The sequence below is a fragment of the Sphingobium sp. PAMC28499 genome (assembly GCF_004795815.1).
GTDB lineage: Bacteria > Pseudomonadota > Alphaproteobacteria > Sphingomonadales > Sphingomonadaceae > Sphingobium > Sphingobium yanoikuyae.
Genome location: NZ_CP039248.1, coordinates 4,175,135 through 4,198,704 on the forward strand (window position 1 = coordinate 4,175,135; position 23,570 = coordinate 4,198,704).

27 protein-coding genes are annotated in these 23,570 nt (G+C 65.2%); 8 read left to right on the forward strand and 19 right to left on the reverse strand.

Annotation, left to right across the window (positions count from 1 at the left end; all coding sequences use genetic code 11):
• The first annotated feature begins 36 nt into the window (after window positions 1-36).
• The 3 genes from E5554_RS19810 to bfr all read left to right on the forward strand — a co-directional run bounded on the left by E5554_RS19810 (window position 37) and on the right by bfr (window position 2,146).
• Complete coding sequence (locus E5554_RS19810) at window positions 37-1,281, forward strand: DUF418 domain-containing protein (RefSeq protein ID WP_136187840.1); 1,245 nt, start codon at window positions 37-39, stop codon at window positions 1,279-1,281.
• A 54-nt stretch (window positions 1,282-1,335) separates the two neighbouring features.
• On the forward strand, window positions 1,336-1,506 hold the full coding sequence (locus tag E5554_RS19815) for a (2Fe-2S)-binding protein (RefSeq protein WP_004211205.1): 171 nt from the start codon (window positions 1,336-1,338) through the stop codon (window positions 1,504-1,506).
• 160 nt (window positions 1,507-1,666) lie between these two features.
• The gene (bfr, locus tag E5554_RS19820; protein ID WP_004211204.1) at window positions 1,667-2,146 is read left to right on the forward strand and encodes a bacterioferritin; all 480 of its coding nucleotides are present in this window, start codon (window positions 1,667-1,669) and stop codon (window positions 2,144-2,146) included.
• A gap of 126 nt (window positions 2,147-2,272) precedes the next feature.
• Here the strand turns inward: bfr and E5554_RS19825 are convergent, their stop codons facing one another.
• Entirely contained in the window at window positions 2,273-2,680 is a 408-nt protein-coding gene (locus E5554_RS19825; RefSeq protein WP_125985188.1) for a (deoxy)nucleoside triphosphate pyrophosphohydrolase, read from the reverse strand.
• An 80-nt stretch (window positions 2,681-2,760) separates the two neighbouring features.
• On the opposite strand from E5554_RS19825, the gene E5554_RS19830 reads away from it, so the two are divergent.
• Window positions 2,761-2,946 (forward strand): Flp family type IVb pilin, encoded by a 186-nt coding sequence (locus E5554_RS19830; protein ID WP_048937848.1) that lies wholly within the window; start codon window positions 2,761-2,763, stop codon window positions 2,944-2,946.
• 133 nt (window positions 2,947-3,079) lie between these two features.
• Window positions 3,080-3,241, forward strand: coding sequence for a Flp family type IVb pilin (locus tag E5554_RS19835; protein ID WP_004211201.1), 162 nt, complete (start codon window positions 3,080-3,082; stop codon window positions 3,239-3,241).
• A 76-nt stretch (window positions 3,242-3,317) separates the two neighbouring features.
• On the opposite strand, the gene E5554_RS19840 is transcribed toward E5554_RS19835, so the two are convergent.
• From E5554_RS19840 to E5554_RS19860, 5 genes are all read right to left on the reverse strand, one after another.
• Window positions 3,318-4,796: a M48 family metalloprotease gene (locus E5554_RS19840; RefSeq protein WP_136187841.1), complete on the reverse strand. Its 1,479-nt coding sequence runs from the start codon at window positions 4,794-4,796 to the stop codon at window positions 3,318-3,320.
• Window positions 4,797-4,877: 81 nt separating this feature from the next.
• Window positions 4,878-5,822 (reverse strand): acetyl-CoA carboxylase carboxyltransferase subunit alpha, encoded by a 945-nt coding sequence (locus E5554_RS19845; RefSeq protein ID WP_004211198.1) that lies wholly within the window; start codon window positions 5,820-5,822, stop codon window positions 4,878-4,880.
• A gap of 11 nt (window positions 5,823-5,833) precedes the next feature.
• On the reverse strand, window positions 5,834-6,763 hold the full coding sequence (locus E5554_RS19850) for a tyrosine recombinase (protein WP_136187842.1): 930 nt from the start codon (window positions 6,761-6,763) through the stop codon (window positions 5,834-5,836).
• Between the two features lie 14 nt (window positions 6,764-6,777).
• On the reverse strand, window positions 6,778-8,607 hold the full coding sequence (locus E5554_RS19855; protein WP_136187843.1) for a hypothetical protein: 1,830 nt from the start codon (window positions 8,605-8,607) through the stop codon (window positions 6,778-6,780).
• Window positions 8,608-8,612: 5 nt separating this feature from the next.
• On the reverse strand, window positions 8,613-8,798 hold the full coding sequence (locus E5554_RS19860; protein ID WP_004211192.1) for a hypothetical protein: 186 nt from the start codon (window positions 8,796-8,798) through the stop codon (window positions 8,613-8,615).
• A gap of 94 nt (window positions 8,799-8,892) precedes the next feature.
• On the opposite strand from E5554_RS19860, the gene E5554_RS19865 reads away from it, so the two are divergent.
• Window positions 8,893-9,441: a shikimate kinase gene (locus tag E5554_RS19865; RefSeq protein WP_004211191.1), complete on the forward strand. Its 549-nt coding sequence runs from the start codon at window positions 8,893-8,895 to the stop codon at window positions 9,439-9,441.
• Window positions 9,432-10,541, forward strand: a complete 1,110-nt coding sequence (gene aroB / locus E5554_RS19870; RefSeq protein WP_136187844.1) for a 3-dehydroquinate synthase — start codon at window positions 9,432-9,434, stop codon at window positions 10,539-10,541. Before E5554_RS19865 ends, aroB begins: the two co-directional genes overlap by 10 nt.
• Window positions 10,542-10,953: 412 nt before the next feature.
• Here the strand turns inward: aroB and rpmE are convergent, their stop codons facing one another.
• The 12 genes from rpmE to rpsB all read right to left on the reverse strand — a co-directional run bounded on the left by rpmE (window position 10,954) and on the right by rpsB (window position 22,325).
• The gene (gene rpmE / locus E5554_RS19875) at window positions 10,954-11,178 is read right to left on the reverse strand and encodes a 50S ribosomal protein L31 (RefSeq protein ID WP_004211187.1); all 225 of its coding nucleotides are present in this window, start codon (window positions 11,176-11,178) and stop codon (window positions 10,954-10,956) included.
• A 114-nt stretch (window positions 11,179-11,292) separates the two neighbouring features.
• Complete coding sequence (gene fabZ, locus E5554_RS19880) at window positions 11,293-11,772, reverse strand: 3-hydroxyacyl-ACP dehydratase FabZ (RefSeq protein ID WP_004211185.1); 480 nt, start codon at window positions 11,770-11,772, stop codon at window positions 11,293-11,295.
• Between the two features lie 4 nt (window positions 11,773-11,776).
• The gene (locus E5554_RS19885; RefSeq protein WP_136187845.1) at window positions 11,777-12,445 is read right to left on the reverse strand and encodes an OmpH family outer membrane protein; all 669 of its coding nucleotides are present in this window, start codon (window positions 12,443-12,445) and stop codon (window positions 11,777-11,779) included.
• Window positions 12,445-15,081, reverse strand: coding sequence for an outer membrane protein assembly factor BamA (gene bamA / locus E5554_RS19890; RefSeq protein WP_017499847.1), 2,637 nt, complete (start codon window positions 15,079-15,081; stop codon window positions 12,445-12,447). The genes E5554_RS19885 and bamA overlap by 1 nt, the downstream gene beginning before the upstream one ends.
• Before the next feature lie 88 nt (window positions 15,082-15,169).
• A complete protein-coding gene (gene rseP / locus E5554_RS19895) occupies window positions 15,170-16,303 on the reverse strand; it encodes an RIP metalloprotease RseP (RefSeq protein WP_017499846.1) in 1,134 nt (377 codons plus the stop codon).
• Window positions 16,300-17,457 (reverse strand): 1-deoxy-D-xylulose-5-phosphate reductoisomerase, encoded by a 1,158-nt coding sequence (locus E5554_RS19900; protein WP_136187846.1) that lies wholly within the window; start codon window positions 17,455-17,457, stop codon window positions 16,300-16,302. Before E5554_RS19900 ends, rseP begins: the two co-directional genes overlap by 4 nt.
• On the reverse strand, window positions 17,457-18,233 hold the full coding sequence (locus E5554_RS19905) for a phosphatidate cytidylyltransferase (protein ID WP_004211179.1): 777 nt from the start codon (window positions 18,231-18,233) through the stop codon (window positions 17,457-17,459). Before E5554_RS19905 ends, E5554_RS19900 begins: the two co-directional genes overlap by 1 nt.
• A gap of 5 nt (window positions 18,234-18,238) precedes the next feature.
• Window positions 18,239-18,979, reverse strand: a complete 741-nt coding sequence (locus E5554_RS19910) for an isoprenyl transferase (RefSeq protein WP_010337468.1) — start codon at window positions 18,977-18,979, stop codon at window positions 18,239-18,241.
• 43 nt (window positions 18,980-19,022) lie between these two features.
• Window positions 19,023-19,580, reverse strand: a complete 558-nt coding sequence (gene frr / locus E5554_RS19915; protein ID WP_004211176.1) for a ribosome recycling factor — start codon at window positions 19,578-19,580, stop codon at window positions 19,023-19,025.
• A 2-nt stretch (window positions 19,581-19,582) separates the two neighbouring features.
• Complete coding sequence (pyrH, locus tag E5554_RS19920; protein WP_004211175.1) at window positions 19,583-20,308, reverse strand: UMP kinase; 726 nt, start codon at window positions 20,306-20,308, stop codon at window positions 19,583-19,585.
• A gap of 226 nt (window positions 20,309-20,534) precedes the next feature.
• Complete coding sequence (gene tsf / locus E5554_RS19925; RefSeq protein WP_010337470.1) at window positions 20,535-21,461, reverse strand: translation elongation factor Ts; 927 nt, start codon at window positions 21,459-21,461, stop codon at window positions 20,535-20,537.
• 105 nt (window positions 21,462-21,566) lie between these two features.
• Window positions 21,567-22,325 (reverse strand): 30S ribosomal protein S2, encoded by a 759-nt coding sequence (rpsB, locus tag E5554_RS19930; protein ID WP_010337471.1) that lies wholly within the window; start codon window positions 22,323-22,325, stop codon window positions 21,567-21,569.
• Between the two features lie 257 nt (window positions 22,326-22,582).
• On the opposite strand from rpsB, the gene E5554_RS19935 reads away from it, so the two are divergent.
• Entirely contained in the window at window positions 22,583-22,819 is a 237-nt protein-coding gene (locus E5554_RS19935; protein ID WP_125985195.1) for a hypothetical protein, read from the forward strand.
• A 14-nt stretch (window positions 22,820-22,833) separates the two neighbouring features.
• Here E5554_RS19935 and E5554_RS19940 read toward each other — a convergent pair whose 3' ends face one another.
• On the reverse strand, window positions 22,834-23,547 hold the full coding sequence (locus E5554_RS19940) for a phosphatidylcholine/phosphatidylserine synthase (RefSeq protein ID WP_136187847.1): 714 nt from the start codon (window positions 23,545-23,547) through the stop codon (window positions 22,834-22,836).
• Between the last annotated feature and the right edge of the window lie 23 nt (window positions 23,548-23,570).

Below are 23,570 nucleotides of genomic sequence, written 5' to 3' on the forward strand. Positions count from 1 at the left end.
TGCCCTGATGGCCAGCATCTTCAAGGATCGCCCCGCATGACCGCCGCATCGCCCCGTATCCCCGCCATGGACGTGCTGCGCGGCTGCGCGGTGATGGGCATATTGTGGATGAACATCACCGCCTTCGCGCTGCCGCAGAACGCCTATTTCAATCCGGTCGCGGCCGGGCCGATGTCGGCCGGCGACATCGCCTTCTGGGCCAGCAGCCTGATCCTGGTCGACGGCAAGATGCGCGGGCTGTTCTCGCTGCTGTTCGGCGCGTCGATGCTGCTGCTGATCGACCGGGAGGAAATGGCCGGGCGGGATGGCACGCGGACGCAACTGGTGCGCGGCGGTTGGCTGCTGGCGATCGGCCTGCTGCATCACATATTGCTGTGGTGGGGCGACATATTGGTGACCTATGCGGTGGTCGGCACCATCGCCCTGCTCTTTGCCCAGAAGGAGCCGCTGGCGCTGGTCAAATGGGCGTTCCTCGCCTTCCTGATCCATTTCCTGATCTGTGGCGCCTTGATCGCCAGCCTCTATGGCTGGGCTCATGCCGCGGCCGCCCCCGATGCAGCCGCCGCAACGCGCGAAGGACTCGACAGCTTCCTCGCTGGCCTCTCCGACCCCAGCAGCCCGATCATCCAGCAGGATATCGCCATCTACACCGGCAGCTTCGGCGGGATCGTGCGCCATCATCTGACCGGCTTTGTCGGCGACTGGCTGTGGACCTTCCTCTTCACCGGGCTCGATACGCTGGGCTTCATGCTGCTGGGCATGGCGATGCTGAAAGGCGGCTTCCTGATCGGTCGCTGGCCCGCCGAGCAATATCGGCAGACCGCGCGCCACTGTTTCCTGATCGGGCTGGTGCCGATGATCGGCCTGACCATCTGGGTGGTGGCGAGCGGCTTCGCGCCGCTGACCGCCTTTTCGACCGCGCTGCTCTGGTCCTTCCCCTTCCGCATCCCGCTGGCGGTCGGCTGGGCGGCACTGATCCTGTGGCTGCTGGCGCGGCATCGCGACCATTGGCTGGTCGGTCGGATCGCCGCGACCGGGCGCATGGCGCTCAGCAATTATCTGGGCACCAGCGTCATCATGACGGCGATCTTCTACGGCTGGGGCCTGGGGCTGTTCGGACAGGTGCGCCCGGCAGCCTTTCCGCTCTTCCTTATCGCCGCCTGGGCGGTGATGCTGCTGTGGTCCAAGCCCTGGCTCGACCGATTCGCTATGGGTCCGGCCGAATGGGTATGGCGCAGCCTGCAACGGGGGAAACTGCAAAAGATTCGCAGGAGCGCATGATCTTCTATTGCGATCCATTAGCATCTGACCTATTTCACGGGTCAGGAGAATCCAATGGTCGTCTGTGTTTGCAATGCCATTCGCGAAAAGGATCTGCGGGAAGCGGCGCGCGATGGTGCCGATACCCCCTGTAGCGCCTATGCCCGTTTCGGCCGCCGTCCCAAGTGCGGCCAATGTGTCGGCTATGCCCGCACGATCATCGCGGCGGAGCGCGCGACGGCCTGAATAGATTGCGAAGCAGGCGCAGTAAAAGCCCCCTGACAATCGCGAACATCACGCAATAGCTGCCTGAAAAATGGCGGTTTTCTGCGCCTTTCCGGCTTAACAACCGGATGCGAAACCTTTATATGTCCGGCATTCCCAATAACAGCCGGAGCATAGCGCCATGAAGGGCGACCAGAAGGTTATCGATTATCTGAACGAGGTCCTCAAGAACGAGCTGACCGCGATCAATCAATATTTCCTCCACTATCGCATCCTCAATCACTGGGGCATCGAGAAGCTCGCCAAGTTCGAATATGAGGAATCGATCGACGAGATGAAGCACGCCGACAAGGTGGCGGAGCGCATCCTGTTCCTCGACGGCCTGCCCAATTTCCAGCTGCTCGGCCGCCTGAAGATCGGCGAAACCGTCGAGGAAATCCTCAAGGCAGATCTGGAGCTGGAATATGAAGCGCTGCCGGTGCTGCGCGATGCCATCGCCTATTGCGAGTCGATCAAGGACTTCGTCAGCCGCGACCTGTTCCAGTATATCCTCGAAAGCGAGGAAGAGCATGTCGACACGCTGGAAACCCAGTTCGAGATGATCGAGCGCATGGGCATCCAGAATTATGTCCAGCTGCAGAGCAAGGCCAAGGAAGACTGAGACTGACGCGCGGGGCCGGCTGTCCGGCGGTCGGCCCCGTTACAGGCTGCGGGGGAAGGTGCGGATCGCCCTTCCCCCGCCCTTTATAGCCTGCCCCTGCACCATCGGTGCAGAGCCGGATTTCCGTTAGATGAGCGCGTCGAGAATGCCGATCAGCGGCAGGTCGGCCGGTGGCATGTCGAGCGCATACATTTGCGCAGGCCGCACCCATTGCAGCGCGGTGGCATGGCGCGCTTCGGGCATCCCTTCCCATTTGCGGCAGACATAGAGCAACAGCAGCAGATGTTTGTTCTCCAGCGGCGCGCTGGCGAAGGTTGCGGGCGCCAGGCAGCTTTCATGGGTGCGGATACCCAGTTCCTCCTCCAGTTCGCGCACAAGCGCCGCCTCGGGCGTTTCGCCGCGCTCCACCTTGCCACCGGGGAACTCCCACAGGTCCGCCATCGGCTTTCCGGGCGGCCGTTGCTGCACCAGAACGCGCCCATCCGCATCGATCAGGGCGACGGCGACGACCAGAAACGGGGTAAAACTCTGCATAACGCTCCCTTGCAAGGGCTTTGTTAACCGTGGCTGCTTTACACCCAGATCGTGGAGTGTCTGTAGCCAAGCGGGGTCATATGCGCGCGATCATCGAATTCGTCACGAAATCCGCGCTTTCGCGATGTGAGCGGGGGGCAACCGCGGTCGAATATGGCCTGATCATCGCGATGATCGTGCTGGCCATGATCGCGGCACTGAACAACGTCGCGACACGAACCACCGGCATGTGGAACAACGTCGCCGAAGAAGTTACCAAGCATTAACCAACAAATTCTGACACGCCACTTTCCGCATTAAACTTTTCTCAACCGAGCCAATCTAGAGAGGTCTTCGCTGACCTAATCCAAAGCGGGGCGGCCGGGTAGTTTAACGTAACGTTTGTCAAGGAGACATCACATGCAGTTCATTCGCAAGATGCTGAAGAACGAAAAGGGCGCGACCGCCATCGAATACGGCCTGATCGCCGCTCTGATCGCCGTGGCCGCCATCGGCGCCATGACCAGCCTGGGCTCGAAGCTGGGCAGCACCTTCAACAACGTTTCGGGCAACCTGAAGTAAGCTCGAAACCGATGTTAGAAAAGGGCGGCGGAAGCAATTCCGCCGCCCTTTTTCTTTGCCAGGAATGTGCCGAATCTTACCAGGTGACGATCTTCACCCGATCGCCCGGCTTCAGCGTGGAGCGTTCGTTGAGGGCGTTCAGCACCAGGAAGCGTTCCAGCGGATAATCGCTATAGGCCATGCGGCGGCCGAGCGACTGGACGGTGTCGCCCGCCTTGACGGTCACCAGATTGACCCGGCGCGGCTTGATCGCCGCCGCCTCCTGCGCCGACAGGCGCTGGACCGAACGGACCATCGAGTCGAATGGACCGATACCCTTGCCCGCCGGGGTCAGCAGTAGGAAATGATAGGCCTTTCCGCCGCCGAAATCATAGGCAAAGACGGTCGCGTCGATCTGACCCGACTTGGTGTTGGCGCGCACCGTGCGCCAGGCGGCCGGCAGGCCGTTGATCGTCGTGCGCTGCACCTCGCCTGCAGGCGGGGCGCCGGCATTGCCCGCGAGTCGCTTGAGCACCGAATCGATATAGGTCGACAGATTGCCATTATAGGCCATGCCGCCGAACTGTGCCTGACCGCCCGAACCGGTGACGCTGACCGCGTCCGCGCCATTTTCCATGCCGAAGCCCGAGGGCGCAGTGAAGGACAGGCGCAGGTCGGGATGGCGGAAACGGCTGCCATCGATCACGCCCTGCTTGGGATCGTCGCCATAGAGGACGCCATTGAGCGCGGTCAGGAAGGCATCGCGGTTGCGCAGCGTGCTGGTCGCGCCGGTGCGTGACGCCATCTGCGCCGCCCGATCGACGCGCTCACCCGGATCGGGATGGGTGCTGGCCCACTCGGGCATGGAGCGCGCGTCGCCCGACACACGCTGGTCCAGGCTGGTCTGCGCCGCCAGCGAGGCGAGCATGTCCGACAGCGCACGGGGATCATAGCCGGCGGAGGCGAGGTAGCGGATGCCCAGATCGTCCGCCTCATATTCCTGGCTGCGCGAAAATTTGAGGGTCAGAAGCTGGCTGCCGGTGCCGATCCCCTGCTGCAGCACGCCACCCAGCGCCGAATCGCCCAGCAAGGCGCCGGTCAGCACCTGCAGCAGCGCGCCGCCAATCGCGTTGCGCTGCGCCGCCTGCTGGCGCCGCTGGCCATGCTGGGCGGCAACATGGCCGACTTCATGGCCCAGCACGCCGGCCAGTTGCGCCTCGTCATTCATCAGCGCCATCAGCTGGCGCGTGACATAGACATAGCCGCCGGGGATGGCGAAGGCGTTGTTGACCGGGGAGTTGAGCAGGGTGACGGTGAAATCACCCTGCGCGTTGGAGAGGCCGGACTGGACCGCGATGCGGCGTCCGACCGTTTCCACATAGCGCGCCTGCGGCCCGACATAGGCGCCGCCAAATTCCTTGAGCAGTTCGGGATGCTGCTTGGCGCCCGATGCCTTGTCCTGCGCGCTGATCGAGGAGACAGTGCGAATCGCCCGCTGCTGCCCCAGCACCGCCGGCGCCACGCCCGCGACGATCAGGCCGACGCCAAGGCCGGCCGACAACCATGTCCGATTCATTCCATTCCCATCCTTGACACCCTGCCCCCTGTTACCGTGCCGTAACGAGCGAGGACAGGATGCTGTTCCGGGAAATTGACGTCAGATACCGATGGCCAGGAACTTGTCGGCGCGATCGGTGCGCAGCGCCTGCGGTTCGAGGCCGGACAGCGCGTCCAGTTCCTCACCGATGGCGGCGCCCAGATTGGCGATCGCCTGCACCGGCTCGCGATGGGCGCCGCCCACCGGCTCTACGACGATACGGTCGATCACGCCCAGGCCCTTCAAATGCTGCGCCGTGACCTGCATCGCGGTCGCCGCATCGCTTGCCTTGTCGGCGGTGCGCCACAGGATCGAGGCGCAGCCTTCGGGCGAGATCACCGAATAGACGGCATGCTCGAACATCAGCACGCGATTGGCCGCAGCCAGCGCCACCGCGCCGCCCGAGCCGCCCTCACCCACCACGGCCGCAACCATGGGGACGCCGAGCGCCAGACAGGCTTCGGTCGAACGGGCAATGGCTTCGGCCTGACCGCGTTCTTCGGCCTGAACGCCGGGAAAGGCGCCCGAGGTGTCGACCAGCGTAACCACAGGCAGGCCGAACCGGTCGGCCAGTTCCATCAGGCGGATCGCCTTGCGATAGCCCTCCGGCTTGGCCATGCCGAAATTGTGGCGGACGCGGCTGGCGGTGTCGTCGCCCTTTTCATGACCGATGACCATGACCTTGCGCTCGCCCAGCGTCGCGAAGCCGCCGATGATCGCCTGATCGTCGGCAAAGGCGCGGTCGCCGGCCAGCGGCATGAAATTGTCGAACATGCCCGCGACATAATCCTTGAAGTGCGGGCGTTCGGGGTGGCGGGCCACCTGCGTCTTCTGCCAGGGCGTCAGCTTGGCATAGATGTCCGACAGCATCTTGTCGGCACGCTGTTCCAGCGTGTTGATCTCGCCACTGATGTCGATGTCGCCGACGGAGGCCGTCTGGCGCAGTTCGATGATGCGGGCTTCCAGCTCTGCGACCGGCTTTTCAAATTCGAGAAAGCTTACCATGGCGGATGGCGTTAAGGCGCGGACGCGTCGCCGTCAACGCGGGGATGCGCGATCCTGGCTTGCATGCCGGCCAGCGGGTGCCGGCTGTTGACCAGTTCGACCAGCCGGCGGCTGTCGACATGGGTGTAGATTTGCGTCGTGCCGATATCCGCATGGCCCAGCATGGATTGCAGCGCGCGCAGGTCCGCCCCGCCCTCCAGCAAATGGGTGGCAAAGGCATGGCGCAGCACATGGGGGCTGACCCGTTCGGGCGCGATGCCGGCCGCCGCAGCCAGTTGCTTCACCAGCTGATAGAGGCGAATGCGGCTGACATGGCTCTTGCCCGAAGGGAAGAGCCAGGGGCTGTCCGCCGGGACATGGGCGAGCCAGGTGGCGACGGCAGCGCGGGCGCGGTCGGAGATCGGCACCAGCCGTTCGCGCGCACCCTTGCCCCTGATGATGAGGAAGGGGCGATCGACCGCCAGCGCCTTGCGCGGCAGCGAGACCAGTTCGGTCGCGCGCAGGCCCGAGCCATAGAGAAGTTCGATCAGCGCCGAGAGCCGCAGGTCGAGCGGCGCGGGATGCGCCGTCTCCACCCGCTGGGCGATCAGGGCGAACAGCGAATCGACCTCCTGCGACGACAATATCTTGGGCAGCGGCCGGCGCGTGACCGGCCGGGGCAATGCTGCGCCGGGATTGTCGGCGCGCAGCCCCTCTTCCTCCAGAAAGGCGTAGAAGGCGCGCAGCGCGGACGCCTTGCGCGCCACGGTGGAGGCGGCGAGCGGCGCCCATTCGCCGGCGAGGCGGCCAAGCGCATCCTGGCTGGCGGCGGCAAGCCCGCCGACAATCTCTCCCGCGCCCTGAAGATCGGTGCGATAGGCGATCAGCGTGTTGCGCGACGCGCCCCGTTCCGCCGCCATCATTTCGAGGAAGCGGTCGATCAGGACGGCATCGTCATCCATCACCCCGGACCGGGTCAGGACAGGCGGGTCAGGGCCTCGGCCGCGATCATCCGCGCCTCCGGGTCCAGCCCGACGCGATGGAGCGCCGCCACCACATGATAGAGATGACCAGGCGGCAGGCGATGCCAGTCGCGCCCCTGCATGCCGACGGCAGCGAGCAGTGCCACGGTCGCCTTCTCGCCCCGCTGCGACGCGGCGTCGATCGCACGCGCCCAGCGACTGTTGGCGGCCAGGGTGAAGCCATTATCCTGCGCCAGCGCGGCCGCATCATTGGCCGACAGACGCGACAGGCCCGCCAGTGCGGCGATCAGCATCCGTCCCTTTTCAGGGCCGGCATCGCCGACATAGCTGGAGATGCGGCTGCTGCCGCTGTCGACGACCGTGCTGGGCGCGCCGACCGCGAGCAACGCCCAGAAATCCTGTGCGCCATCGCCATCGATCTGGCCGATAGCCTGCGCCCAGCGGGCCGCATTGCGATCATAGCCGGCGGTCAGCATCGCCGCGACCAGATTGGCGGCATCGCGCGCATCCGCCTGCGACACCGGCAGCGCGGCGGCGGCGCGGGCCGTGGCGATCAGGCCGACATAATCGGGCGCGCCATTGTCCCGCCACAACGTCTGCATCGCCTGGATGCGGGCACCCGCAGTCGGGCCGGAATAGGCATTGCGCAGCGCATCGACGCGATCGGCCAGATCGGACGCGAGATCGCCTTCGCTGCCCAGCTCGGCATAGAAATTAACCAGCGCCTCGCTGGAGAAGACACCCAGTCGTGCGGCGACTTCGCTGCCCGGCAGGCGGCGCACGGCGGTCAGTGCCGGCGCGCGGGCTTCCCAGGCGCGGACGTGCGGGCCGACACTACCGAACATGTCGTCGGGGATCGGCACGTTGAGCGCCGTCGCCAGTCCATAGCGCCAGGCGGTGAGGCCATCGACGCCGTCCCATTCGATCTTGACCGAACGACGCGCATTGAAGCCCGCGCCGACCATCTTTTCGGCCAGGCGATAATCGATGCCGCGCACCACGCCCTTGCGCTGGGCCTGGTTGAGTGCGGCGCTGGCCGAACCCTGATCGCCCGACAGCGCGGGGCAGATCGCCCGTGTCATGTCCCAGCCCGGTTCCTTGCTGGTGCGCAGCGCGCCCGCCGACAGCGGGCACAGGCCCGCCGGATCGGCCGTCGCCAGATAGGTCTGCATCGCGATCGCGTAGAGGCGCGGCGTATATTTGTCGGGATCGACGCTCTGCACCAGCAGCCGGGCGCTATCCGCCTCGCCCATGCGCAGCAGCAGCCAGGCGCGCTCGGCCGCCCAGTCGGCGCCATTGATGCCGCGCGGCGTGTTTGTGGCGCTGAGCAGCGCGCGCCGCAGCAGGATGGAGGCCCAGCGCGACAGGATCGGCGCATGGGTCTGCTTCATCAGCGTGGCGAGATAGGGGCCATATTCCGCGCCGAAGGCGTCGGGTTCCATGCCGCGCGTGGCCGGCGTCAGCGGGCCGATGCGGTCGAGCGAGCGCCGGGCGCTCTGCGGCAGGTCATATTTGGCCTTTTCAGCGGCCAGTTCGTCCGCGCTCATCGCCTCGGCGGCATTGTCCACCGCATTGGCGACCGACAGGTCGAGCGGCTGGACGATTTCGCCAGACGGCGACGGCGTGACCGGCACGGTCGGGACGACCGGTGCGGGCGATGCCGGACGAGCCGGCTGCGCCGGCGTGGGGGTCGGCGCCGGGGCCGGATCACCAAAGCCGGGCGGCAGCAGCGATTCGGGCGCCTGCTGCGCGACGACCGGCAGCGCCAGGGCGAGCGCAAAGCTGCCCAGCGCCCATTTCGCATTCCCCCGCAGGCGGCTCATGCGGCTTACTGACCCAGTTTCTCGGCCGGGATGACCTTCTCGACGGGCTGTTGCGGCTGCTCGCCACCGCGCGACCAGAGCACGCCGATCAGCAGGACAAGAACCAACACCGCCGCGATCGGAAGGATCGGCAGACGGGTGCGACGGCGCGAACCGCCTTCGAAACTGCTCAGGGAACGATTATTCTTCATGGTCTCTTCTGCGGCTGGCCCGGCGATGTTTGCCGGACGACAGGGGAAAGTTGCGTTTGCCTCAGCGACGGCTGGCTGTATAGCCCCCCTCGCCATGCAGCGAAACAGCAAATTCCCGGAGAGCAAAGCCAAGCGCGGCCCGATCGTGCTGATCGGCATGATGGGCGTGGGCAAATCCACCGTCGGCCGGCGCCTTGCCGCGCGCCTGGGCCTGAGCTTCGTCGATGCCGATGAAGAGATTGAGCGGGCCGCCGGCATGAGCGTGAGCGAGATCTTCGCCCGCTATGGCGAGGCCCATTTCCGCGATGGCGAGCGCCGGGTGATCGCCCGGCTGATGGACGGCGTGCCCAAGGTGATCGCGACCGGCGGCGGCGCCTTCATGCAGGACGAGACCCGCGCGCTGATCCTGGACCATGCCACCACCATCTGGCTGGATGCCGATATCGAGGTGCTGGTCGACCGCGTGTCGCGCCGTGAAGGGCGCCCGCTGCTGAAGGATCGCGATCCGCGCATCGTGCTGACCGAGTTGGCGGCAGTCCGCAACCCCATCTACGCGCTGGCGCCGATCCATGTGAAGAGCATCGCCGCGCCGCACGAGGTCGCCGTCGACCGCATCCTGGAGCAGCTATCCGCATGGCACTAGTCCCCGTCGCGCTGGGCGCACGCAGCTATGACATCGTCATCGAACAGGGCGCGCTCGACCGTGCGGCCGACCATCTGGCGCGCTATGCCCGTGGCGGGCGGCTGGTGGTCGTCACCGACACCCATGTCGCCGCGGCGCAACTGCCCCGGCTCGACGCCAGCCTGCGCCGGGCCAATATCGTCATCGAACCGATCATCCTGCCGGCGGGCGAACAGACCAAGAGCTGGCGCCATCTGGAGGAACTGCTCGACGCGCTGCTGGCGCTGGAGATCGAGCGTGGCGACCATGTGATCGCGCTGGGCGGCGGCGTGATCGGCGACCTGGTCGGCTTTGCCTCGTCCATCCTGAAGCGCGGCTGCCATTTCGTGCAGCTGCCCACCACCCTGCTGGCGCAGGTCGACAGCTCGGTCGGCGGCAAGACCGCGATCAACGCGCGCGCCGGCAAGAATTTGATCGGCAGCTTCTACCAGCCCAGCCTGGTGCTGATCGACCCGTCGGTGCTCGACAGCCTGCCGCTGCGCGAAACCCGCGCCGGCTATGCCGAGGTGGTCAAATATGGCCTGATCGACGATCCCGACTTCTTTACCTGGTGCGAGGCCAATGCCGACCGGCTGCTGGCCGGCGACGCGGAAGCCCGCACCTATGCGATCGAGCGCAGCGTGCGCGCCAAAGCGGCGATCGTCGCCGATGACGAGCGCGAGACGACCGGCCGCCGGGCGCTGCTGAACCTTGGCCACACCTTCGGCCATGCGCTGGAGGCCGATACCGGCTTTTCCGACACGCTGCTCCATGGCGAGGGCGTGGCCGCCGGCATGGCGCTCGCCTTCCGCTATTCGGCGCGCCTTGGCCTGTGCAGTGCGCAGGATGCGGAACGGGTGACCGCGCATCTGAAGGCGATCGGCCTGCCCCATGACCTGGCCAGCGCCCATGTGAAGGCCGACGGCGCGGCGCTGGTGGCGCATATGCTGCACGACAAGAAGATGGCGGCGGGCACCCTGCCCTTCCTGCTGGCGCGCGGCATCGGCCAGACCTTCCTGTCGAAGGATGTGGTGCTGGACGATGTGGCGGCGTTCCTCGAAGCGGACCGCGCCGGCGCCTGACGAGGGCCTATTATACAGCAGGCAATTACCGCCCCTCCCTTCCAGGGAGGGGTTGGGGTGGGTAGCGAGCGCAGCGAGCTTCCTCCCTATCGACCGTGGAGCGCCGCTGATGCGGCGCACCCACCCCCGCCCCCTCCCTGGAAGGGAGGGGAGAAATAAAGCCTCGCCCCGACATTTCAGCACCGATCGGCCTCGGTAATAATCGGGACATTCGCCCGCAGCATTTGCGGGCTAGATCATTCCTTGTCAGCGGCATCCCCTTGCAGATCCCCCTCTGTCGCCGCTGATCCTCCCCTGAACCTCGGCCTCCAGCTTTTAGCTGGAGGCCCTTTTTTTGTGCCATGCGCATCGCGTTCAGGCACAAAAAAGGGCGCCCGCAGGCGCCCTTTCCATTCGTACCTTAAAAGGCCGATTACTTCTTCAGCGTCAGGCCGCCAAAGCGCTTGTTGAAGCGCGCAACCTGGCCACCGGTGTCCAGCTGGCGGTTGCCACCGGTCCAGGCCGGGTGCGACTTGGGGTCGATGTCGAGCGCCATCGTGTCGCCTTCCTTGCCCCAGGTCGAGCGGGTCTGGAAGGTGGTGCCGTCGGTCATCTGGACGGTGATGAAGTGGTAATCGGGGTGGGTATCGGCCTTCATGGCGTCTTGCTCCGTCTATGTGCCGGTTCCGACCGGCTATGGATGCGATAAAATGCGAAGGCGCGCCGTTAGCGTTTTCGGCGCGCCAAAGCAAGGAAAAGGATGTGCCTTCGCTCAGTCCTTGGGCGGATCGGCGATCATCGCGACGAAATTGGCTTCCGCCGCCAGCTTGCCATCGATCAGCGCACGGCCCGCGAACTTGCAGACCGCGCCGCGCATCTGCGTGACTTCGACATGCAGGTCGAGCAGGCAGCCCGGCTCCACCGGAGTCCGGAACTTCGCGCCGTCGATGCTCATGAAATAGACCAGCTTGCCCGAATCCGCGAGCCCCAGCGAATCGACCACCAGCACGCCGGCCGCCTGGGCCATGGCCTCGACGATCAGCACGCCCGGCATGATCGGCCGGCCGGGGAAATGACCCTGGAAGAAGGGCTCGTTCATCGACACCGCCTTGATCGCGTGGATCGACTGGCTCGGCACCAGCGACGCCACGCGATCCACCAGCAGCATCGGGTAGCGATGCGGCAGGGCAGCCATAACCCGACGGATATCCATCGGGCCACGGGCTTCCTTGTTATCAACCTCTCCGGTCATCTTATCAGCGCGACTTGGGCGCCTGCGCCGGATTGGCGGGGGCCGGAGCGGCAGCGGCCGGGGCCGCAGCCTGGCCCTGACGACCGCCCGGCTGCCAGCCGGCGGGCGGGGTGATGCCGACGCTGGGCACCAGCGTGTTGAGTTCGGTCACGACCGCGGCGGTGATGTCGACGGTCGGCTGATAGGACACGGTCGCGTCGGGCGACAGGACCAGGTCGACCTTCGACTTGGTCATGGCGGCCTTCAGCGCGTCCGACAGCTTGGCGGTGATCTGTTCCTCGACATAGGCGTTGGCGAGCGCGATCGGCTGGCCCAGGCGCTGCAGTTCGGCCTGCGCGGTCTGCTGCGACTGCTGGAACTGCTGATACTGGGTTTCGATCGCCGGGGTCGGCTTGCCGCCGGCCGCCTTCAGGGCAGCCTGCAGGGCGTCGCCCTTGGTCTTGAGATCAGTGTCGATCGCGGTCTTGCGCGCGGTGAAGCTGTCGATCTGCGCCTTGTAGGTGGTCTGGATCTGAGTGCGGGCCGTCGAATAGGCCGCGCTGGTGGCAACCGCGCGCTGCAGATCGACGACGGCGATGCCCTGCTTCGACTGGGCAGCGGCGGGCGCGGCGGTCAGAGCGATGGCGGTGACAGGCGCGATACCGAGCGCCAGAGCCTTGATAAACGTCTTCATCAGAATTGAGTCCCTACGTTGAAGGTGATGAGTTTGTTGTCGTCCCCTGGTTCCTTGAGCAGGGCCTTGGCGATGTCGATGCGGAACGGCCCGAATGGCGAGTTCCAGTTGACACCGAAGCCCACGGACAGACGCGGTTTCAGCGTGTCGCCCAGATAATCTTCCTCGAACATGCCGCTCTTGGTGTCATAGCCAACAGGGCAGACCGGGCTGGCCGCCGTGCCGGTCGCACGGACGGTGCTCAGCGAACCGGTGGAGTCGGAGCAATAGCCCGCAAAGTTGATGGTGCCCGGATTCTTCAGGCCGGCAACGGCGCCGACATCCGCGAAGATCGACGGACGCAGGCCCATTTCACGGGCACCCGAACCCAGCGGAATCTCCATTTCGGCGCGGGCCATATAATAGACGCGGCCACCCAGCGCGTCATCCGACACATTATTGTTGCCGGTCTGGCGGACATAGCTGGTGGAACCGTCATCATTGGTCTGCGAAACCAGATAATAGCGCTTCACGCGCGGACCAACGCCGCGAATGTCGAAGCCGCGCATCTGCGGTTCACCCAGGAAGAAGCGGTCGGTCAGGCGGATCGGGTCGACTTCGGCGCCGGTGGCGTCATAGCGTGTGCCCTGGAGGCTGTGGATATAGCCGCCTTCGCCCGTCAGCGAGAAGATGAAGCCGCCGCCCAGGCCCCAATATTTGGCGGCATTGGCGCGGGTGCGGATGTAGCGGACGTCGCCGCCCAGGCCGGCAAAGTCCTGGCTCAGCGTGACGGTCTGGCCACGGGTCGGACGGATGCGGTTGTCGCGGGTATCATAGATCAGCGAGTAGCCGATCGACGAGGTCGTGCGCTTGCCGATGGCATCGCAGAGATAGCGGCCGGCCAGCAGCGGGTCGCAGACACCGTCGGTATAATAGGTGTCCTTGTCCAGCGTCACGTCGTCGAAGTTCAGCGTGTAGCGCAGCGCCAGCGACACATATTCGGTGATCGGCACGCCGGCACGCAGCTGGAAGCCGGTCGTGGTCTGTTCATAGGTGGTGTCGCGGTCGTTATTGCTGAGATAACGGAAGCTGTTGAGGTCGCGGCGATAGATGTCGCCGCCCAGCGCGATATTCTTGTCCATGAAATAGGGCTCGGTGAAACCCACTTCGACCGACTTGGAATAAGCCGAATAATTGACCGAGGTGCGCAGTTCCTGGCCCTTGCCGCGGAAGTTGCGCTGGGTGATCGACGCCGAGATGATGAAGCGTTCGAGCGAGGAATAGCCGGCCGAAAGCGAGAGTTCGCCGGTCGACTTTTCCTGGACGTTGGTTTCCAGCACGATGCGGTCGGGCGCGGAGCCGGGCTTCTGCTCGATGTCCAGCTTCTCCTGGAAGAAGCCGAGCGAGTTGATGCGGTCCTTCGAGCGCTTGACCAGGAAGCTGTTGAAGGCGTCGCCTTCGGCCAGGCGGAACTCGCGGCGGACGACCTTGTCCTGGGTCAGCGTGTTGCCGTTGATGTCGACGCGCTCGACATAGACGCGCGGGGCGTTGGCGATGCGGAAATTGATCCCCATCGTCAGGTCGTCCTTCGACCGGTTGAAGTCGGGTTCGACCTGGGCGAAGGCATAGCCGAACAGGCCGGCGGTTTCGCTCAGCGTATCGACCGTGTCCTCGACCTGCTTGGCATTGTACCAGTCGCCCTTCTTCATCGGCAGGCGGCGGGTCAGCGCATCGCCCGACAGGTCGCGAATGTCGCTTTCGACCTTCACGTCGCCGAACTTGTAGCGATCCCCTTCCTCGACCACATAAGTGATGATGAAGTCCTGCTTGTCGGGCGTCAGTTCCGCGACGGCCGAGATCACACGGAAATCGGCATAGCCTTCGGTCAGGTAGAACTGGCGCAGCTTCTGCTGGTCATAGGCCAGGCGATCCGGGTCATAGCTGGTGCCCGACGAGAAGATGCGGAACCAGCGCGACTGCTTGGTCACCATCTGGCCGCGCAGTTCGCCGTCCTTGAACTTCTCGTTGCCGATGATGTTGATCTGGCGGACCTTGGACTTGGGCCCTTCCGAGATTTCGAACACGATGTCGACGCGGTTCTGGTCCAGCTGGACCATCTTGGGCTCGATCGTCGCGGCAAAGCGGCCCTGGCGGCGATACAGCTCGACGATGCGGGCGACGTCGGCGCGGACCTTGGAGCGGGTATAGATCTGGCGCGGCGCCAGTTTTATTTCGGGACGGATCTTGTCGTCCTTCAGGCGCTTATTACCTTCAAGGACGATACGGTTGATGACGGGGTTTTCCTTCACCTCGACGGTCAGCGCGCCGCCATCGTTGCGGATCTGGACGTCGGCGAAGAGTTCGGTCTCATACAGGTCGCGCAGCGCCTGATCGAGCGATTCCTGGCTGAAGGCCTGGCCCACGCGCAGCTTGGTGTAGGACATGACCGTGTCCTGCTCCAGACGCTGGGTGCCGGTCACGGTGATGCTGCGGATCGTGCCTTCGGGCGTATTGGCCGTGGACGCCGCGATCGGCGCAGCCGCCGGTGCTGCCGGGGCCGCATTCTGGGCCATCGCCGGCACGGCCGACAGGCCCGCAATCATCGTCGTGGCCAACAGGGCCGCGATGATCGGACGCTGGCCCTTGCTGCTGTTCATCGCTGTCACCCGCTCACCTCAAAAAAGTAAAAAACTGTTTCGCCAGAAATAGACGGCGCCGAACCGCGCCTTCCCTGCCCGATGCGGCTCAGCCGATCAAGCCGGACAGCCGCTCCCACAATCCGAAAGACGACAAATCGTTGAAGGTCACCAGCAACATGACCGTCATCAGCAGCGCCAGACCCGACCGATAGGCCCAATCCTGCACCTGCGGGCTCACCGGCCGCCGCTGCACTGCCTCCACCCCATAGAAAAGCAGATGACCGCCATCCAGCATGGGAATTGGCAAGAGGTTGATGAACCCCAAGTTAATCGAGATGAGGGCGATGAAGAAGATGAAGCTCTCCAGCCCCAGCGTCGCCGCCTGTCCCGATACCTGCGCGATCTTGAGCGGCCCGCCCAGTTCCTTGACCGAACGGTCGCCGCCGATCACCTGGCCCAGCGTCTCCACCATGGTGCGGATGATCTGGCCGGTCCGCTCGATCGCCACCACGGGCGCGCGCAGCAGGCTGACCGGCTCGATCACCGGTTCGCCCGGCGCGATGCCCAACCGCCCGATGCGGAACTTGTTGCCGAAACCGTCATCTTCGCTGACCGCGCCGACATGGCCCTGCTTCTCGATCACCTGCCCCTTGCGGTCGAGCAGGATCGTCACCGGCTCACCGGGACGGATCTGAGCATAAAGACGGATATCGTCGAAGGTGCTCATCGCCCGGCCATTGAGCGAGACGATGCGATCGCCCGGCTGAATGCCGGCCATGGCAGCGGCGCTGCCGGGCTGGACCATGCCGGCAACCGCCGGCGTCCGGCTTTCGCCATGCAGGAAGGCGAAGGCAGCAAGGATCAGGATGGCGAAGAGGAAATTGATCGCCGGGCCGGCGGCGACGATCGCCGCGCGCTGCCATAGCGGCTTGGCCGGGAAGCTTTCGGCGCGATCCTGCGCTGACATTTCCAGCCATTTGGGATCGGTCTGGCTGGCCGCGTTCATGTCGCCCTTGAAGCGGACATAGCCGCCCAGCGGCAGCGCAGCGAGCCGCCAGCGGGTGCCGCGCCTGTCCACCCAGGCGGCGATTTCCGGGCCGAAACCGATCGAGAAGGCCTCCGCCTTTACCCCGCACCAGCGTCCGACCAGATAATGACCCAGTTCATGCACGAAGACGAGCGGCCCGATGACCGCCACGAAAGCCAAGATGGTCAACAGGAAACCGGGATTGTGGATCAAACCGTCAATCTTTCCATCACATCACCCGCCATAACCCGTGCCGTTGCGTCGGCGTGCAGGACATCGTCCATGCAGGCAGGCATCGGCGCGCTATAGCGGTTGAGAACATCCTCCACAATCATGGCGATATCAAGGAAGCCGATGCGGCCGGCCAGAAAGGCCGCCACGGCGACCTCGTTCGCGGCGTTGAGGATGGCGGCCGATGCGTCGCCCGCCTGCGCCGCCGCGCGCGCCAGGCGCAGCGCCGGGAAACGCCGGTCGTCGGGCGCTTCAAAGTCCAGACGGCCGATCCGGGCCAGGTCGAGCGGCTGACAGGGCGTCGCGATCCGCGCCGGCCAGGCCAGCGCATGGGCGATCGGGATGCGCATGTCGGGCGAACCGAGCTGTGCCAAAGTGGACCGGTCGCGATATTCGACCATCGAATGGATGACCGATTGCGGGTGGACCAATATCTCGATCCGGTCGAGCCCGACCGGGAAGAGATGGGCCGCCTCGATCAGTTCCAGCCCCTTGTTCATCATCGTCGCGCTGTCGACGCTGATCTTCGCGCCCATCGACCAGTTGGGATGCGCCACGGCCTGCGCCGGGGTGATGCCGCGCATATCCTCATAGCCGAGCGTGCGGAACGGCCCGCCGCTCGCGGTCAGGATGATGCGCGCGACATCGTCCAGGCTGCTGCCCGCCAGGCACTGGAAGATCGCATTATGCTCGCTGTCCACCGGCAGCAGCGTCGCGCCCGATGCTGTCGCCGCCTGCATCATCAGCGCGCCGGCCGACACCAGCGATTCCTTGTTGGCGAGCGCCACCGTGCCGCCGGCCTGCAGCGCGGCGATGGTGGGCTTGAGGCCCGCGCAGCCGACGATCGCGGCCATGGTCCAGTCGGCACCCGCCGCTGCGGCATCGACCAGCGCACCCTCGCCCGCCGCCGCCTCGACACCCGATCCGGCAAGCGCGTCCTTGAGCGCGCCATAATGGGCTTCGTCCGCGACCACGGCGATCTGCGCACCGACCGCGCGCGCGGCGGCGGCAAGGCCGGCGACATCGCGATTGGCGGTCAGGGCGATGACTTCATAGGCATCGGGGTCGCGCTGGATCAGGTCCAGCGTCGACATGCCGACCGATCCGGTGGCGCCAAAGACGGAAACGCTGCGCATCAGGCGCCCGCCAGGACCAGATAGAGCAAGGCGGCGAGCGGCGCCGCCGCTACCACGCCGTCGAGCCGGTCCATCACCCCGCCATGGCCGGGCAGCAGATTGCTGCTGTCCTTGACGCCGGCGCGGCGCTTCATCGCGCTTTCGAGCAGATCGCCAAGCTGTGCCGCAACCGCGAGCAGGCCGCTCGCCGCCGCCAGTTGGATCGGCAGGTCAGCAAAACGATAGAGAAGGAAGCCGGTGAGCAGGGCTGCCAGCACGCCGCCACCCAGCCCCGACCAGGTCTTGGACGGGCTGACCCGTGGCGCCAGCTTGGGCCCGCCGATCGAGCGACCGGCAAAATAGGCGCCGATATCGGTCGCCCAAACCAGGCCCAGCGCCCAGAAGGCGAGCAGCAGGCCATGGCTGTCAGGCGCCTGCCCGCGCAGGAACAGCAGCGCCATCACCGGCAGGCAGATATAGAGAATGCCGAGCGCCAGCTTGATCGCGCGGCTGGTGATCAGCACGAAGAAGAAGGAAGCCATCATCAGGCCGAAGCCGAGCCAGGACACGCCCGCCGCCACCGGGCAGAGGATCGCCAGCGGCACCGAGACGGCATACATCGCCATCTTGCGCTGATCGGACGAGGCGCCGGTCAGCATGCCCCATTCGCCCATCATCAGCACACCGGCGATCGACAGCAGCATCCAGAAGACGAAGCCGCCAAAGACCAGCGCGCCCACAGCCATGGCGATCAGGCCAAGGCCAACGATCGTGCGGGTCCGCAATTCACTCGACATGTTACTCACAGTCCGCCGAAACGGCGGTCCCTCATGCGGAAGGCGTCGAGCGCCTGCGCCAATGCCCGGCCATCGAAATCGGGCCAGAGCATATCGGTAAAATAGAGTTCGGCATAAGCCGCCTGCCACAGCATGAAATTGCTAAGCCGCTGTTCGCCCGAGGTGCGGATCAGCAGGTCGAGTGGCGGCAGGTCGGCGGTGTAGAGTTCGGCGTCGATCGCCTCGATGCCGATATTCTCGGCCGACAATTCACCGCTCGCCACCCGCTGCGCCAGACGCTGCGCCGCGCGCACCATCTCGTCCTGCGCGCCATAGTTGAGCGCGATCGCGATCACCGGGCCAGTGTTGGCGGCAGTGCGCGCCATCGCGCTTTCGATCAGCTCGACCAGGCCAGGCTCGAGCGCCTTGTAGTTGCCGATCACCCGCAGCCGCACGCCATTGGCATGAAACTCATCGATATCCGACTGGATGAAATGGCGCAGCAGCCCCATCAGGTCGGACACTTCGGTCGCCGGACGCTTCCAGTTCTCCGAGGAGAAGGCGTAGAGCGTCAGGCATTCAAGGCCCATATCCTGCGCCGCACGGGCGACGCGACGTACCGCCTCCACCCCGGCGCGATGGCCGGCGATGCGCGGCAATAGCCGCTTCTTCGCCCAGCGGCCGTTGCCGTCCATGATGATGGCGACATGACGCGCACCATGGGCAGGCGCAGCGCTGGTAAGATCGGGCTTGGCTTGTGTGGCCATCAGATAGGAATGCGTGCTTTGGCCGCGAAAGAAAAGCCCCGGCTTACTGGCCGAGGATTTCCTTTTCCTTGGCCGAAGCGGCCGCGTCGATATCCACGATGGTGGCGTCGGTCAGCTTCTGGACTTCGGTTTCCAGACGCTTGCGCTCGTCTTCGCTGATCTCGCCCTTCTTCTCGTCGGTCTTCAGGCTGTCCATGCCGTCGCGACGGACGTTGCGGACGGCGACGCGCGCGCCTTCGGCATATTTGCTGGCGAGCTTGGCCAGTTCCTTGCGGCGTTCCTCGGTGAGGTCCGGGATCGGCAGGCGCAGCGTCTGGCCGTCGACGATCGGATTGAGGCCCAGGCCCGCCGAGCGGATCGCCTTGTCGCAGGGGCCGACATTGGCCTTGTCCCACACCTGGACCGACAGCATGCGCGGCTCGGGCGCCGACACGGTGGCGACCTGGTTCAGCGGCATGTTGGCGCCATAGACGGTGACCATGACGGGATCGAGCAGCTGCACATTGGCGCGGCCGGTGCGCAGACCGGTGAGATCGCCCTTCAGCGCTTCGATTGCACCGGCCATGCGGCGTTCGAGGTCGGACTTGTTATACTGGGCCATTATTAGCGCTCCTGATTTTGCACGATCGTCGCGGTGCCTTCACCCGCCAGCACCTTGGCCAGGTTGCCTTCCTCGCGGATGTTGAAGACGACGATGGGAATATGATTTTCACGGCACAGCGCGATCGCGCTGGCGTCCATGACCTTGAGATTGTCGGTCAGCACCTGATCGAAGCTGATCGCCTCATAGCGGGTGGCGTCCGCCACCTTCTTGGGATCGGCGTCATAGATGCCATCGACACTGGTGCCCTTGAACAGCGCGTCGCAGTTCATTTCCGCCGCGCGCAGGGCCGCCGTGGTATCGGTGGTGAAGAAGGGATTGCCGGTGCCCGCCGCGAAGATCACGATCCGGCCCTTCTCCATGTGGCGCACGGCCTTGCGCCGGATATAGGGTTCGCACACCGACGCCATCGGAATGGCCGACTGGACGCGGGTGTCGCAGCCGATCTTTTCCAGCGCATTCTGCACCGCCAGCGCGTTCATCACGGTCGCCAGCATGCCCATATAGTCGGCACTGGTGCGGTCGAAGCCCTTGGCCGCGCCGGCAAGGCCGCGGAAGATGTTGCCGCCACCCACGACCACGCACAGTTCGAAGCCCGCATCCTTCGCGGCGGCGATTTCGCCAGCGACGCGATCGACGGTCTCGGGATCGATGCCGAACTGGCCGGACCCCATCAGCACCTCGCCCGACAATTTCAGCAGGATGCGTTTGAAGGCTGGCCGGGTCATGTGGGGCAAGAATCCTTGATGGTTGGCAGGGGAAGCGGCCGGGACATTAGAGGCGGTAAAGCGCGATGCCAAGGGGCGTTTGTCGTGCGCTCCAGCCTCTTCATGGAGAAAGCGGCACCGATGGCGCCCGGCCCGACCGGCGCCGACCGCCGAACGCACCATGCTCTCATAGAAAAAGGGCGCCCCGCAGGACGCCCCTTCCCTTTGCTTGTCGCTCGATCGGCGATCAGGCGCCGGCGGCAGCAGCCACTTCGGCGGCGAAGTCGCTGACTTCCTTCTCGATGCCTTCGCCCAGCTGGAAGCGGACATAGGACTTGAGCGAGATCGACTTGCCGGCATCCTTTGCCGCCTTGGCGACAACGTCGGCGATCGGGGTCTTGTTGTCCATCACGAACAGCTGCGAGAGCAGGGCCTGTTCCTTGGCGAACTTGGCGACCGCGCCGTCGACCATCTTGGCGACGATTTCGGCGGGCTTGCCCGATTCGGCAGCCTTTTCAGCGGCGATCGCGCGCTCACGCTCCAGCAGGGCCGGATCGATGTCGTCGGCCGACAGGGCCAGCGGGAAGGCAGCGGCGATGTGCATGGCCAGCTGCTTGCCCAGCGGCTCCAGAACGTCGGCGGGGGCATCGCCCTCGAGCGCGACGAGCACGCCGATCTTGCCGAGGCCCGGCGCAGCAGCGTTGTGCACGTAGGGCACGACGACGCCTTCGGTCACTTCGACATGGGCGACGCGACGCAGATTCTGGTTTTCGCCGATGGTGGCGATGTTGGCGACCAGCTTTTCGGCGATGGTGCCGCCGGCGGGGTGCGGCTGGGCCGACAGGGCTTCGGCGTCAGCCGCGCCCGATTCCAGCGCAACGGTCGACACGGTGCGAACGAAGTCCTGGAACTGGTCGTTCTTGGCAACGAAGTCGGTTTCGCTGTTCACTTCGACGGCAACGCCCTTGGTGCCGGCGACGGCAACGCCGACCAGGCCTTCAGCAGCGGTGCGGCTCGACTTCTTCTGGGCAGCAGCCAGACCCTTGGCGCGCAGCCAGTCGGTCGCCGCTTCGATGTCGCCATTGGCTTCGGTGAGGGCCTTCTTGCAATCCATCATGCCCGCGCCCGAACGGTCGCGCAGTTCCTTGACGGCGGCAGCGGTAATCTCGGCCATGTTGAGGCTCCTAAATCAAAAGGGGTTTAATCAGATAAGCACTAGGGCGCGTTCCGTAATGGACCGCGCCCTAGCCTGTCATTCTTGCAGTTCGAAGACCGCGGATCAGGCCTGCGCGACGACCTCTTCGGCCTCGGGCTCGTCCAGAGCGCCCAGGTCGATGCCCGAAGCCTGCTGCGCACCACGGTTGCCCTTGGTGGCGGCGGCGGCAACGGCGTCGCAGTAGAGGCGGATGGCGCGGCTGGCGTCATCGTTCGCCGGAACCGGGAAGGCGATGCCGTCGGGCGAGACGTTCGAGTCGAGGATAGCGACAACCGGGATACCCAGGGTGTTGGCTTCCTTGATCGCCAGCTCTTCCTTGTTGGCGTCGATCACGAACATGACATCGGGGATGCCGTTCATGTCGCGGATGCCGCCCAGCGACAGTTCCAGCTTCTCGCGCTCGCGGGTCATCTGGAGGACTTCCTTCTTGGTGAAGCCGTGGGTATCGCCCGACAGCTTCTCTTCGAGGGTCTTCAGGCGCTTGATCGAGCCCGAGATGGTCTTCCAGTTGGTGAGCATGCCGCCCAGCCAGCGGTGGTTGACGAAGTGCTGACCCGACTTGCGGGCGGCTTCGGCGATCGGATCCTGGGCCTGGCGCTTGGTGCCGACGAACAGGACCTTGCCGCCGCCGGCGACGGTGGCCGACACGAAGTCGAGCGCGCGCGCGAAGAGCGGCACGGTCTGCGACAGGTCAAGGATGTGGATGCCGTTGCGGTCGCCGAAGATGTACGGCTTCATCCGCGGGTTCCAGCGGTGGGTCTGGTGGCCGAAGTGGGCGCCAGCCTCGATCAATTGCTGCATGGTGACGACGGGGGTCGCCATAATCATTTCTCCTTCCGGTTGCTACCTCTGGGAATCAGGAACCTTGGATGGTCTCAAAGACCCGTCCGGCACCGGATATGTCGATTCCCATGTGGAATGGGCGCGCCTTTAACGCCCAAAACCCCGTTGCGCAAGGGGTTGACTCGCTCTCAATATGAGAACATAAAGTGAACAGATGGAACAAACAGTCTAAACGCCCGTTTGCACCGACATAGTGAGCCTAAGCGTGCAAATGGCAAGATAGAAAGTCAGCGGCCATGTTCACCATTGTTGCAGCGACCATTTTCTCCGCCGCCTTCCTGCTGGCGGTCGGCACCATTGCCTGGATGTTTGCGCTCTATCATCAGAAGATGGCGGCAGCCCTGCTGTTCGAGCCGATTCCCCAGACCCCGCCCGTCTATCATATCCGCATCACGCGGAACCGCGTGCGCCAGCCGGCCCGCGGCGCCACCCTGTCCGCCCCCGCCCTGCCCGGCAGCGTGCTCGCTGCCTGAACAGGGCATTCGGCTCAGCCGACAGGCTGCTTGCGCACCTTGGCGTAGGACAGGATGCCGAACGGGATCAGCAGCACATAGACGCCGCAGATCAGCAGCAGAGTGAACCAGGGCTGGGTCGCCAGCGCCGCCGCCAGCAGGCCGACAAAGGCGATGAGTTCCAGCCGGATGCGCTTGCGCAGCCGCAGCGCCGACCAGCTATAGGTGGCGATGCTGGAGATCATCAGGAAGGCCACGAACGCGGTCCAGGGCGCGACCACATACCAGGCGCGGAAAATCTCTTCGCCCGTCACCATCCACAGATAGAGCGGCACGAAGGTGAGGCCAGCGCCGGCCGGGGCCGGCACGCCGGTCAGGAAACCGGCCGACTTGTGCGGCTGCTCCTCCACATCGATATTGGCGTTGAAGCGCGCCAGGCGCAGCGCGCAGGACAGCGCATGGGCAAGCGCGAAGATCCAGCCGAATTTCGGCATGGCATGCAGCGACCAGAGATAGAGGATCAGCGCCGGCGCGACACCGAAGGCGATCGAATCGGACAGCGAATCCAGTTCGGCGCCAAAGCGGCTCTCGCCCCGCAGCATCCGGGCGATCCGGCCATCGAGCCCGTCGAGCACGCCGGCGAACAGGATGGACAATACCGCCCGCTCCCAATCGCCCGAAATGCCGTAGCGCACGCCGGTGAGGCCGAAGCACAACGCCATCGCCGTCACCGCATTGGGTGCCAGCATGCGCAGCGTAATGCCGCGCCGCA

Bases quoted from the DNA above. Each gene is read 5' to 3' on its own strand.
- E5554_RS19810 (WP_136187840.1), top strand. From the start codon at position 37: ATGACCGCCGCATCGCCCCGTATCCCCGCCATGGACGTGCTGCGCGGC.
- E5554_RS19815 (WP_004211205.1), top strand. From the start codon at position 1,336: ATGGTCGTCTGTGTTTGCAATGCCATTCGCGAAAAGGATCTGCGGGAA.
- bfr (WP_004211204.1), top strand. From the start codon at position 1,667: ATGAAGGGCGACCAGAAGGTTATCGATTATCTGAACGAGGTCCTCAAG.
- E5554_RS19825 (WP_125985188.1), bottom strand. From the start codon at position 2,680: ATGCAGAGTTTTACCCCGTTTCTGGTCGTCGCCGTCGCCCTGATCGAT.
- E5554_RS19830 (WP_048937848.1), top strand. From the start codon at position 2,761: ATGCGCGCGATCATCGAATTCGTCACGAAATCCGCGCTTTCGCGATGT.
- E5554_RS19835 (WP_004211201.1), top strand. From the start codon at position 3,080: ATGCAGTTCATTCGCAAGATGCTGAAGAACGAAAAGGGCGCGACCGCC.
- E5554_RS19840 (WP_136187841.1), bottom strand. From the start codon at position 4,796: ATGAATCGGACATGGTTGTCGGCCGGCCTTGGCGTCGGCCTGATCGTC.
- E5554_RS19845 (WP_004211198.1), bottom strand. From the start codon at position 5,822: ATGGTAAGCTTTCTCGAATTTGAAAAGCCGGTCGCAGAGCTGGAAGCC.
- E5554_RS19850 (WP_136187842.1), bottom strand. From the start codon at position 6,763: ATGGATGACGATGCCGTCCTGATCGACCGCTTCCTCGAAATGATGGCG.
- E5554_RS19855 (WP_136187843.1), bottom strand. From the start codon at position 8,607: ATGAGCCGCCTGCGGGGGAATGCGAAATGGGCGCTGGGCAGCTTTGCG.
- E5554_RS19860 (WP_004211192.1), bottom strand. From the start codon at position 8,798: ATGAAGAATAATCGTTCCCTGAGCAGTTTCGAAGGCGGTTCGCGCCGT.
- E5554_RS19865 (WP_004211191.1), top strand. From the start codon at position 8,893: ATGCAGCGAAACAGCAAATTCCCGGAGAGCAAAGCCAAGCGCGGCCCG.
- aroB (WP_136187844.1), top strand. From the start codon at position 9,432: ATGGCACTAGTCCCCGTCGCGCTGGGCGCACGCAGCTATGACATCGTC.
- rpmE (WP_004211187.1), bottom strand. From the start codon at position 11,178: ATGAAGGCCGATACCCACCCCGATTACCACTTCATCACCGTCCAGATG.
- fabZ (WP_004211185.1), bottom strand. From the start codon at position 11,772: ATGACCGGAGAGGTTGATAACAAGGAAGCCCGTGGCCCGATGGATATC.
- E5554_RS19885 (WP_136187845.1), bottom strand. From the start codon at position 12,445: ATGAAGACGTTTATCAAGGCTCTGGCGCTCGGTATCGCGCCTGTCACC.
- bamA (WP_017499847.1), bottom strand. From the start codon at position 15,081: ATGAACAGCAGCAAGGGCCAGCGTCCGATCATCGCGGCCCTGTTGGCC.
- E5554_RS19900 (WP_136187846.1), bottom strand. From the start codon at position 17,457: ATGCGCAGCGTTTCCGTCTTTGGCGCCACCGGATCGGTCGGCATGTCG.
- E5554_RS19905 (WP_004211179.1), bottom strand. From the start codon at position 18,233: ATGTCGAGTGAATTGCGGACCCGCACGATCGTTGGCCTTGGCCTGATC.
- E5554_RS19910 (WP_010337468.1), bottom strand. From the start codon at position 18,979: ATGGCCACACAAGCCAAGCCCGATCTTACCAGCGCTGCGCCTGCCCAT.
- frr (WP_004211176.1), bottom strand. From the start codon at position 19,580: ATGGCCCAGTATAACAAGTCCGACCTCGAACGCCGCATGGCCGGTGCA.
- pyrH (WP_004211175.1), bottom strand. From the start codon at position 20,308: ATGACCCGGCCAGCCTTCAAACGCATCCTGCTGAAATTGTCGGGCGAG.
- tsf (WP_010337470.1), bottom strand. From the start codon at position 21,461: ATGGCCGAGATTACCGCTGCCGCCGTCAAGGAACTGCGCGACCGTTCG.
- rpsB (WP_010337471.1), bottom strand. From the start codon at position 22,325: ATGGCGACCCCCGTCGTCACCATGCAGCAATTGATCGAGGCTGGCGCC.
- E5554_RS19935 (WP_125985195.1), top strand. From the start codon at position 22,583: ATGTTCACCATTGTTGCAGCGACCATTTTCTCCGCCGCCTTCCTGCTG.
- E5554_RS19940 (WP_136187847.1), bottom strand. From the start codon at position 23,547: ATGCTGGCACCCAATGCGGTGACGGCGATGGCGTTGTGCTTCGGCCTC.